9 protein-coding genes are annotated in these 10,285 nt (G+C 59.2%); all 9 read left to right on the top strand.

Annotated features, from left to right (window positions below; translation table 11 throughout):
* Positions 1-457: 457 nt before the first annotated feature.
* The 9 genes from EV665_RS31400 (at position 458) to EV665_RS31350 (ending at position 10,181) form a co-directional block, all read left to right on the top strand.
* Positions 458-1,657 carry an IS256 family transposase gene (locus EV665_RS31400; RefSeq protein WP_133037187.1) on the top strand — a complete coding sequence of 400 codons (1,200 nt, stop codon included), beginning with the start codon at positions 458-460 and terminating at the stop codon, positions 1,655-1,657.
* 990 nt (positions 1,658-2,647) lie between these two features.
* Positions 2,648-3,364 carry a Crp/Fnr family transcriptional regulator gene (locus EV665_RS31385; protein WP_133037184.1) on the top strand — a complete coding sequence of 239 codons (717 nt, stop codon included), beginning with the start codon at positions 2,648-2,650 and terminating at the stop codon, positions 3,362-3,364.
* Positions 3,365-3,382: 18 nt separating this feature from the next.
* Positions 3,383-4,795 carry a PepSY-associated TM helix domain-containing protein gene (locus tag EV665_RS31380; protein WP_133037183.1) on the top strand — a complete coding sequence of 471 codons (1,413 nt, stop codon included), beginning with the start codon at positions 3,383-3,385 and terminating at the stop codon, positions 4,793-4,795.
* Positions 4,796-4,858: 63 nt separating this feature from the next.
* Complete coding sequence (locus tag EV665_RS31375; protein WP_133037182.1) at positions 4,859-5,962, top strand: ABC transporter substrate-binding protein; 1,104 nt, start codon at positions 4,859-4,861, stop codon at positions 5,960-5,962.
* Complete coding sequence (locus EV665_RS31370) at positions 5,959-7,023, top strand: FecCD family ABC transporter permease (RefSeq protein ID WP_133037181.1); 1,065 nt, start codon at positions 5,959-5,961, stop codon at positions 7,021-7,023. Before EV665_RS31375 ends, EV665_RS31370 begins: the two co-directional genes overlap by 4 nt.
* Positions 7,020-7,805, top strand: a complete 786-nt coding sequence (locus EV665_RS31365) for an ABC transporter ATP-binding protein (protein ID WP_133037180.1) — start codon at positions 7,020-7,022, stop codon at positions 7,803-7,805. Before EV665_RS31370 ends, EV665_RS31365 begins: the two co-directional genes overlap by 4 nt.
* Positions 7,802-8,743 (top strand): copper uptake system-associated protein, encoded by a 942-nt coding sequence (locus EV665_RS31360; protein WP_133037179.1) that lies wholly within the window; start codon positions 7,802-7,804, stop codon positions 8,741-8,743. Before EV665_RS31365 ends, EV665_RS31360 begins: the two co-directional genes overlap by 4 nt.
* Positions 8,740-9,399, top strand: coding sequence for an SCO family protein (locus EV665_RS31355; protein WP_133037178.1), 660 nt, complete (start codon positions 8,740-8,742; stop codon positions 9,397-9,399). Before EV665_RS31360 ends, EV665_RS31355 begins: the two co-directional genes overlap by 4 nt.
* Positions 9,396-10,181 carry a DJ-1/PfpI family protein gene (locus EV665_RS31350; RefSeq protein ID WP_133037177.1) on the top strand — a complete coding sequence of 262 codons (786 nt, stop codon included), beginning with the start codon at positions 9,396-9,398 and terminating at the stop codon, positions 10,179-10,181. The genes EV665_RS31355 and EV665_RS31350 overlap by 4 nt, the downstream gene beginning before the upstream one ends.
* Positions 10,182-10,285 lie beyond the last annotated feature (104 nt).

Here is a 10,285-nt window from a genome sequence, read left to right as displayed (position 1 = left end):
GTTGCAGAAAGGAAATAGGTGGCCGGATTTTACTCCGCCCGCAGCAGCATTATGCCGCCGCTACCGTGGCCGACTTTTGCACCGCCGCTCTCACACAATAAGCATCCAAACAAAAAGCCTCCGATGAAACCGGAGGCTGTTGTAACCCCATCGCAGATGGGGGTCCCGTTTGGACGCCGATCACCCCATGTGCGGGGTCCTTATTCCATGCCTAATCACAAAAAGGGGAGCTGGAGGCAATTGCGAAAGAGCCCGCAACAGATTGCAACACGAGTAGGCAGGCAACGACGAGCGCCACGCCCAGATTTCTGCCTCGTTGCAAGTGAACTCGCATTCTGCCCCTCCGGCGGCTAGACTTACGATCGTGTCCCGTAGCGTGGTGTAGCTGAGATTTCATAGCCATCGGTGTTATCCGTTAGGGTCGGGTTGCTTACGACCAACCTGAAGGACACCACCGATGACCGACGAGATGATGAACCTGCGCCTGCTTGTTGAGAAGAGCGCCGACAGCGATTTGTTGCGCGAGATGATTGGCTTCACCGCCCAGCGGCTGATGGAGCTGGAAGTCGGCAGCGTGACGGGAGCTGCGCATGGAGAGAAGACGCCGCTCAGGCTCGCCCAGCGCAACGGCTACCGGGATCGTGACTGGGAGACACGGGCTGGAACCGTGGAACTGCGTATCCCGAAGCTTCGTACTGGCAGTTATTTCCCGAGCTTTCTTGAGCCGCGCCGGATGGCGGAAAAGGCACTGACGGCCGTCATTCAGGAGGCGTATATCCAGGGCCTATCGACTCGCTCGGTTGATGATCTCGTCAAGGCCATGGGCATGTCGGGCATTTCCAAGAGCCAGGTGTCGCGGCTCTGTGAGGAAATCGACGTGAAAGTCAAAGCCTTCCTCGACCGTCCCATCGAGGGCGAATGGCCCTATATCTGGATCGATGCCACTTATCTCAAGGTCAGGCGTGGCGGCCGTATCGTCTCGGTCGCGGCCATTATTGCCGTCGGCGTCAATGCGGACGGACGCCGTGAAGTGCTTGGGCTTGAGATCGGTACCTCCGAGGCCGAACCGATCTGGACGGAGTTTCTACGCAAGCTGACCCGCAGGGGCCTGAGGGGTGTGAAGCTCGTCGTCTCCGACGCCCATGAGAGCATCAAGACCGCCGTCGGCAAGGTGCTCAATGCGACCTGGCAGCGCTGTCGGGTCCACTTCATGCGCAATGCCCTGGCGCATGCTGGCAAGAGCGGACGGCGCGTCGTCTCCGCCTTCATTGCCACGGCGTTCGCGCAGGAGACACCAGAGGCCGCCAGTACGCAATGGCGCAGTGTCGCCGACCAGATCAGGCCGAAAGTGCCGAAACTCGCCACGCTCATGGACCACGCCGAGAACGATGTGCTGGCCTACATGACCTTTCCAAAACAGCATTGGGCGAAGTTGCACTCGACCAATCCCATCGAGCGCCTCAACGGCGAAATCAAGCGACGCACCGAGGTCGTCGGCATCTTTCCGAACGAAGACGCCATCATCCGGCTCGTCGGCGCGCTCCTGCTCGAACAGAACGACGAATGGGCCGTCCAGCGGTCCCGATACATGACACTGGAAACCATCGCTCAAATGAGCGATGATCCTCTCATCAGCCTGCCAGCCGTGGCACGTTGACTTTCCCTCCGGCCCAGACCGGAACGCACAGGTGGCTGAAAAAAGCTACACCACGCTACGGGACACGATCAGACTTACCAACGCCATCTTGACTTGAAAAGGGCTAATCCTCGAACCGTTTTCGCCAGAAGCCGCATCCGGCTCTGAATGTACTCCTCAATTGCTGATCGAGATGAACTTGACCGGACTACTTCAGCGAACCCTCGTACCGCTTGTCCGTGAGCGTCTTCAGAAAAGCGACCAAGGCGTCTATGCGCTTGTCGTCGAGGGCCGGGCCGCCCGCAAGCTTGCAAAGAGCCGCATCACACAACGCATTGTGGATGTTGATTCTCGTCTCCCCAACCTTCTCTGACGAACCGAAGCAAATCGAATCAAGACTACGTCCAGAGCAAAACAGAGGATCAATCGATGTTTGGCCACCCAGTGACGCGACACATTTGACGCATTGCCCCACCGGCTGGAAAGCGTTAATTGAGTGCCGGGGACACTGACGAATGAGCAACGCTGCAACTTCAATGGCAAGACTTGTGCGCATCTTTTGCGCTATAGCGTTGCTGTGCGTTGGTTTCGCCCATAAGCCTCCCGTCTTGCTTGCAGTTCCATTGTCGTTGTCCGTTGAAGAACTCGCGCAATATGTTCTCCCGGACGGGACGTTGCCCGTACTCTGCCTGCCGAGCGAAGACGGAAAGACCAAACACCAGGACCACAGGTATGGCTCCGGCTGTGAAGCATGCCGGCTGAGCGCATCGACTATACTGCCCTCACCTGACAACGCCGCAGGTGAACCGATATTTCGTGAGGTTGATGGTCATCTGCCGTCACGTGTCGAAGCACATTACCGTCAGCTCTTCCCGCCCAACGCGTTTCCCCGCGGACCTCCTTCCGACAGTCAAGCCTGAGCCGTCGCTGCCTATGCAGCGGCTTCTTTCGTTTGAGCCGGTGGATGTCCCTTGAGCGGACAATCTCCGGCACGGCTGCCGGACGATTTCCATGTTCAACGGAACTTTATTGGGTGCGAGTTCACCCGTTTTGCCGATCGACTGCCTCAAATTAAACCGGGAGGCCAGCGGCGGAACACGCTTGAGGCTTGTCACGCCTGGGACGAACATAATCCTGCAAGGCATCCGCCGTGACGCCACCGTACGGATCGTCGAAGGCTGCATCTGCCTTTTCCACCAACTTGCAGACGGTCGCCGTCAAATACTAGACGTGCTGGGAGCGGGCCGTGTCTTTGGGAATGCACTTGCTTACACGACGCGCTACAGCGCCGTTGCACTGACATTCACGCATCTGGAAACGATAGATGTAGACGCTGAGCGTGACGGCGTCGAAGATGAACTTCGCCTGATGTTGCACCGCTCACACGCGCACGCAATTCTTCTCGGGCGCAAAACAGCTGCGGAAAAAGTCGCAACGGCCCTCCTCGATCTCGCACAGCAATTTGCGCGAAGATCAAGCGACGCGGCAAATACCACAACATTCACGCTCTATCTGACAAGGGCCGACCTCGCCGATTGGCTGGGACTGACCCTCGAGACAGTCAGCCGCTGTCTCAACAGCTTCAAGCGCGACGGCCTGATTGCCTTCAAGCACCCAGAGATCATCACCATCGTCGACGAGGACGCCTTGCACCTCCTCGCTGCGGGCCAGCCTTCGCTTGGGCGCCGGACCACCGTTTCCGGCCACACCTCTTCTCAACCGTCATAACACTGGGGGACAGTTACCATGACCATGACATCAGCAATGCCCGATGGGCGAGCCGAACGGGCTTCGACCAAATCCTTCTATCTCATCGCCTGGCGCTGGCATTTCTACGCCGGCCTCTATGTGGCGCCATTCCTGCTGGTCCTTGCGCTGACGGGCCTGATGATGCTGTGGACCAGCGTTTTGTCCGGCCGTGATGGCGAGAAATATTACACCGTGACACCTGCGCAGACGCAGGTCGCGGTTTCCGCACAGGCCGATGCGGCGCTTGCCGCCATTCCGAATGGCAAGGTCGTGCAATACATCGCACCGCGCACTGAAGAGGGCGCTGCGATCTTCCGCGTCAATAATGGCGATGCCTCGTCTATGGTGGCGGTCGATCCATACAACGGGACAGTGCTGGGCAGTTGGGACCGCCGCAATGGTCTTTACGATCTCGCCAACAAGATCCACGGCACACTGATGATCGGCGATCTGGGCGACCGGCTCATTGAAGTGGCCGCCGGCTTCGGTATCGTCCTCATTGTCACTGGGCTCTATCTCTGGTGGCCGCGCGAGGGAAAAGGCTTTGGCAGCGTTCTCGTCCCGCAGTTTGCGGCACGCGGCCGTCAACTCTGGAAGTCACTGCACGTCACGGTCGGCTTTTACATCTCGCTCATTCTCATGATCTTCCTGGTGTCGGGTCTTTCATGGGCCGGCATCTGGGGCGACAAGTTCACACAGGCCTGGAGCACCTTCCCGGCGGCAAAGTGGGACAATGTTCCCCTCTCCGACGCCACCCATGCCAGCATGAACCATGGCGGCGTCAAAGAGGTGCCGTGGACTCTCGAACAGACATCGATGCCAATGTCGGGCTCGGATGCAGGCAAGATGGGTATCGCCGAAGGCCAACCGGTCAATCTCGATGGCATCGTCGCCTTTGCCCGTTCGATCGGCTTTAACAACCGTTTCCAGCTCGGCTTCCCCGCGGACGACAGCGGTGTGTGGACATTGTCACGCGATACAATGAGCAATGACAGCGCCAACCCGCTTTCGGATCGAACGGTCCACATCGACCAGTATACCGGCAAGGTTCTCGCCGATGTCGGATTCAGTGACTACGGCGTCCCCGGCAAGGCGATGGCTGTCGGCATCGCTTTCCATGAGGGCGATATGGGCGTCTGGAACATCGTGCTCGTCACGGTTTTCTGTCTGTCCATCATCTTCATGTCGGTCAGCGGCATGGTGATGTGGTGGAAGCGCCGCCCTGCCGGTGCGTCGCGTCTGATGGCGCCTGCGGTCCCTGGGGATATGAAACTCTGGAAAACCGGTGCCATCATCATGCTGGCGGTCTCGCTTCTGTTCCCGCTAACAGGCGCCGTGCTGCTGACTGTGATTGCGCTCGACTATCTCATCGTCCGGCGCGTCAAGCCGCTCAAGCGCGCTCTGAGCTGACAGCCGTCAGATTTCAGGATGGGCGGGCATTCGTGCCCGCCAACAATACCTCAAGGAAACACCATGAAAAAACTCCTCGTTTCTGCCGTAATCAGCGTTGTGGCCATGACAACCACCGCTTTTGCCGACATCACCGTCACTGACGTAAAGGGGCGCACCGTTACGGTGACCAAGGTGCCGGAACGCATTGTCCTCAGCTTCTATTACGAGGACTACCTTGCCATCGCTGGGCCAGGCGCACTCGACAAGGTCGTGGCCCTCTCGCTTTCCACCTGGAAGGACTGGCGACCGAACCAATTCGCGGCGTACGAAAAGGCGCTGCCAAAACTCGCCTCTATCCCTGATGTCGGCAATACCGAAGACAATACGTTCTCGATCGAGAAGGTGATTGCGGCCAAGCCCGACCTGCTCATTCTGGCGGCCTGGTCCTATGACGCGCTCGGCGAAGGCATCAAGCAGATTGAAGCTGCCGGCATTCCGATCGTGACGCTCGACTACAATGCCCAGACCGTCGAAAAGCACGTCGCGTCCACCTTGGCGCTCGGCAAGCTGATGGGCACGGAAGATCGTGCCGAAACGCTCGCCAAAAACTATGAAGACGCGATGGCCGACATTCATGCCCGCATTGAGAAAGCCGGCCCGACGGACAAGAAAGTCTATGTCGAACTAGCACAAAAGGGACCTGGCGAAGTCGGCAATTCCTACGGCGATACGATGTGGGGTGCGCTGATCGACAGGCTTGGCGGCCATAACATTGCCAAGGACCAGATCGGTAACTGGGGACCGCTCAGCCCGGAATATGTCCTGGCACAAAAGCCCGACTTGATTTTTCTCGGTGGTTCCGAGTGGTTGAACAAGCCGCAGTCAGTTCAGGTCGGCTTTGGCGCTGATCCGGCTGTCACCCGCGAGCGCATGAAGGCCTATCTCGCACGTCCGGGCTGGTCGGGCCTGCCCGCGGTAAAGACCGGCGGCGTGCATGCGATCTACCATGGTGGCGCACGCACGCTGTCTGACTATGTGTATGCGCAATACATTGCCAAGCAGCTCTATCCGGACGCCTTCAAGCACGTCGATCCTGCCAAGAACATTGCCGACTATTATGACAAGTGGCTGCCGATCAAGGCTGATGGCGTCTTCGTGCTGCCCTATGAAGATGGCGGACAATGACGTTATTCTCCGCTGAGATCGACGGGATGCGCGACGGCTATCGCCGCGCATCCGCTCGCCGAAGTTTCGTGCTGATCGGTGCCCTTATTTGCCTCGTGCTGTTAATGGTGCTCGATCTGACCACCGGTCCATCCGGCATGCCGCTTGTCGATATCTGGTATGGGCTGCTCGCCGGGCCCGCTGGCGACGATCGCATGGTTGCGACGATCCTCTGGCAATTGCGCATGCCGCAAACCGTCATGGGCGCGCTGGTCGGTGCCTGCCTCGGCCTTGCCGGTCTGCAGATGCAGACGATCCTCGGCAATCCGCTCGCCAGCCCCTTCACGCTCGGCTTTTCGGCAGCAGCCGGCTTCGGTGCTGCGTTGGCGATCATGTTCGGTTCGCTTATTCCCCTTCCGGGTTTCATCGTCATTCCAGCCTGCGCCTTTGCCATGACGCTGGTTGCCTGCGCCCTGGTCTACCTGATCGCCCGGCTGCGTGGCGCTACGCCCGAGATCCTGGTCCTTGGCGGGATCGCGGTCCTGTTTTTCTTCCAATCGCTGCAGTCGCTGCTTCAGTTTCTGGCATCGCCGGAAGTGTTGCAGCAAATCGTTTTCTGGCTGTTCGGCAGTCTGCTGAAGTCGTCATGGACCAGCGTCACGGTGACCGCAGCCATTGCATTCGCTTGCCTTCCATTCATTGCCCGCAGCACCTGGGCCCTGACCACGCTGCGGCTCGGTGACGCCAATGCACGCAGCCTCGGTCTGTCCGTCGAAAAAATACGGCGGCACACCTTTCTGATTGTGGCGCTGCTGACGGCGGCTGCCGTCTCCTTTGTCGGGACCATCGGCTTCGTTGGACTGATTGCTCCGCATGTCGCGCGCGCGCTCGTCGGAGAAGACCATCGTTTCTCCCTCCCGCTGGCGGCCATAACTGGTGCCATCATTCTTATCGGCGCTTCCGTGTTCGGGAAATTCGTCTCGCCGGCAGCCGTCATTCCGGTCGGCATCATCACAGCTGTCGCAGGCGTGCCGATGCTGTTTGCCGTCATCGCAAAGCGCGGTCAGCGAGGGATGGCATGATGGCGCGGCTGGTCTTGAGAGACGTGGACGTCCAACATGGCCGCACCAGGATTTTATTCGGTGTGTCCGCGTCGATCGCCGCCGGTCAGATCGTCGGACTGATAGGCCCAAATGGCGCGGGCAAGTCCACGCTCCTGAACGCCATTGCCGGACAGCTCTCTGCAAAAGGCAAGATCCTATGGAGCGGCAAGCCGGTCGACGCCCGAGATATCGGTTTCATGCCGCAACATTGCCAAGTAAGGGCCGAACTGTCCGTCCTTGAAGTCATTCTGCTTGGCCGCCACGAGCAGCTCGGCTGGCGCATTGCCGATGACACTGTGAACGCAGCTTCCCGGATATTGGCCTTTTTCGAGATCAGCGATCTCGCAGCCCGCAGCATGCAGACCCTGTCGGGCGGGCAACAGCAACTGGTTCTTCTGGCCCAAAGACTACTGCGCGAGCCGCAGCTTCTGCTGCTCGATGAGGCGACCAGCGCTCTGGACGTCCGCCACCAGATGCATGTTCTCAAACTGTTGAAGGACTATGTGGCCCGGACCGGCGCGCTGGTCCTGGTCGCCGTCCACGATCTCAACCTGGCCGCTCGCCATTGCGAAACCGTCATGCTTCTAAACGGCGGCAGGCTCGTTGCCCACGGGGCTTTCCAGAAGGTGATCACGCCGGACATTCTGCGATCTGTCTATGGGATCGAAGCCGAGTTTATTCCCAGCCAGTCGGGCACACCGGTCATCCTTCCCCTTTCACCGACATCAGTTGAAGCAAATCCTATGGAGAAATCACCATGAAATCCCTCACCACCAGACTAGCGGCCATCGCAATCGCCATTCTCGCTTTCGTCTCACCAGCCCTCGCCCACGAGTTCAAGGTCGGCGACATCGAAATCGGCCATCCCTACGCCCGCGCCATGCTGCCGGGTGCCAAGGTCGGCGGCGGATATCTGAAGCTGACCAATCAAGGCAGTGCCGACGACAGGCTGGTCAGCGCAACATCAGACAGGGCAGCGTCGATCCAGCTCCACGAGATGAAGATCGACAACGGCGTGATGATCATGCGCGAACTGCAGGGCGGGATCGCGGTTCCCAAAGGCGAAATCGTCGAGCTGAAACCCGGCGGCTATCACGTCATGTTCATAAACGTGAAGCAACCGTTCAAGGAGGGCGAAACCGTCAAGGCGACCCTGGCCTTCGAAAAGGCGGGATCTGTCGAAGTCGAATTCTCGGTTGGCTCGCCGGCTGGCGGCGAGCCCGAGATCAAGCACGACGACCATGCAAAGCACGGCGACCACGCCACCATGCAGATGGAGCCGCAGTCCGCCGATCCCCAAGAAGCAATCCCTGCAAAAATGAAGGCAATCTTCGAGACAGCCGACAAGCCTCTGACGGTCGGCCCGGTCGTCGTCGAAGGTGAGTGGGCCATTGCTGGCTGGACGCAAGAGGGCCGCGGCGGCCGCGCGCTGCTGAAAAAGAAAGGCGAAGGCTGGACCATTCATCTGTGCAGCGGCGATGGGTTGAAACAGGCCAACGCCCTGAAATCGATGGGCCTGTCAGAAGATGAAGCAAGCGCCCTGTCGGCAAAGCTCGCGGACGCAGAGACGCATGTCGATCCGGAAACGCTCGCACTCTTCGCGAGCTTTGAAGGCACGGTCATGGTCGAGGGCGCAGAAGATCACAGTGACCACAACGCCCACAATGCCCATGACGCGCACAAGGATCACGGAAAATGACACGCAATCTTCTTGCTGTCGCAGGCCTTGCCGTGGCTGGCGTCTTTGTCACCTTGTTGGTGGGCGTCATGATCTGGGTTGCGGCCGACAGTCCGCGACCGGGACCGTTTAGAGCACAGTTCACACTGGTAGATGACCGAGGCGAACCGGTCGGCCCGTCGATCTTTCATGGGTCCCCGGCACTGGTTTATTTCGGGTACACGCATTGCCCCGAAGTCTGCCCGACGACGCTTTATGAGGTGGCAGACTGGTTGAAGACGCTAGGACCTGAGGGCGAGGACCTGAAGGCCTATTTCTTCTCGATCGATCCCGAACGCGACACCCCGGAGGTCATGCACGGCTATGTCACCGCCTTCACCGACCGCATTACGGGTATCACCGGGAGACCGGAAGAGATGAAGAAGGTCGTCGATGGTTGGATGATCCATGCCAGCAAATTGCCGAGCGAAGATGGCGATTATCATATGAGCCACACCGTCTCATTGCTTCTCGTGGGAGCAGACGGTCGGTTGAAAGGCATGATCCCCTATGGCCTCGACAAGCAAGAGGCCATCACGAAAATCCGAGAGCTGCTTTTGAGCGGGCCTGCATCAAAGATCGCAGGAAGCCAGCTGGGCGGCGGGCTCAATCTGCCTATAACGGGAGAAACATCATGAACCGTCGGGACTTTAATTTGCTTTTTACTGCAGCCGGCGCTGGCCTCCTGTTGAACAGTCAAGGCGCGGCGGCTCAAATAACGCCACCCGCGCCGGAAGGCCCGGTTTTCGCCATGCTCGTCCACCCGAAGATGATACTGCTGGATCTTCTCGGTCCGATGACGGTGTTCAACATGACCAGGGGAAAGGTCCACCTCGTCTGGAAAGATCAGGCCCCTGTATCTACGGATGTCGGCATTCCCGTCGCCGCCACCACGAACTTCAAGGACTGCCCGCGCAACGTGGATGTCTTCTTCATTCCGGGCGGCCTCGCCGGTTCAACCGAACTGATGGAGGATGCCGAAACGCTCGCCTTCGTCAGGGAGATGGCCGCCGGTGCGAAATACGTCACCGCCGTATGCACGGGGACACTCGTCCTTGGCGCTGCCGGACTGCTTCAGGGCAAGCGGGCAACGACGCTGTGGAACGTCCGCGATATCTTGCCGACATTAGGGGCAATCCCGCTGCATGACCGTGTCGTGGAGGATGGCAACATCATCACGGGCGGCGGATCCACAGCCGGGCTGGACTTCGGCCTCTCGATCGTCGCTCGGCTTCGCGGCGACGAAGCAGCCAAGCGGATCCAGCTGATCATCGAATACGATCCTCATCCACCGTTCGACGCCGGCAGCCCCGAAAAGGCCGGTCCGGAAATCACCAACTCTTTCCTCAAGGCGCGCAAGTCCGTGATGGACGAAGCCAAGGCGGCTGCATTGCGCGCTGCGGAACGCCTCAAGAGTTGAACACGACGCTAAGAGCTGGCTCGGGAAATCTGCACAGCGGGGATAAGTGGAGTTTCTGCCTGACTTCGGCTTAGATGCCGGGAACAGGAGAGACCATGACGAGA

This window comes from Shinella granuli, from assembly GCF_004341885.1.
Lineage (GTDB): Bacteria > Pseudomonadota > Alphaproteobacteria > Rhizobiales > Rhizobiaceae > Shinella > Shinella granuli.
The sequence above is the reverse complement of the archived record's forward strand: the minus strand, read 5'-3'. Positions and strand labels throughout refer to the sequence as shown.

Bases quoted from the DNA above. Each gene is read 5' to 3' on its own strand.
- EV665_RS31400 (WP_133037187.1), top strand. From the start codon at position 458: ATGACCGACGAGATGATGAACCTGCGCCTGCTTGTTGAGAAGAGCGCC.
- EV665_RS31365 (WP_133037180.1), top strand. From the start codon at position 7,020: ATGATGGCGCGGCTGGTCTTGAGAGACGTGGACGTCCAACATGGCCGC.
- EV665_RS31350 (WP_133037177.1), top strand. From the start codon at position 9,396: ATGAACCGTCGGGACTTTAATTTGCTTTTTACTGCAGCCGGCGCTGGC.
- EV665_RS31375 (WP_133037182.1), top strand. From the start codon at position 4,859: ATGAAAAAACTCCTCGTTTCTGCCGTAATCAGCGTTGTGGCCATGACA.
- EV665_RS31380 (WP_133037183.1), top strand. From the start codon at position 3,383: ATGACCATGACATCAGCAATGCCCGATGGGCGAGCCGAACGGGCTTCG.
- EV665_RS31385 (WP_133037184.1), top strand. From the start codon at position 2,648: ATGTTCAACGGAACTTTATTGGGTGCGAGTTCACCCGTTTTGCCGATC.
- EV665_RS31370 (WP_133037181.1), top strand. From the start codon at position 5,959: ATGACGTTATTCTCCGCTGAGATCGACGGGATGCGCGACGGCTATCGC.
- EV665_RS31360 (WP_133037179.1), top strand. From the start codon at position 7,802: ATGAAATCCCTCACCACCAGACTAGCGGCCATCGCAATCGCCATTCTC.
- EV665_RS31355 (WP_133037178.1), top strand. From the start codon at position 8,740: ATGACACGCAATCTTCTTGCTGTCGCAGGCCTTGCCGTGGCTGGCGTC.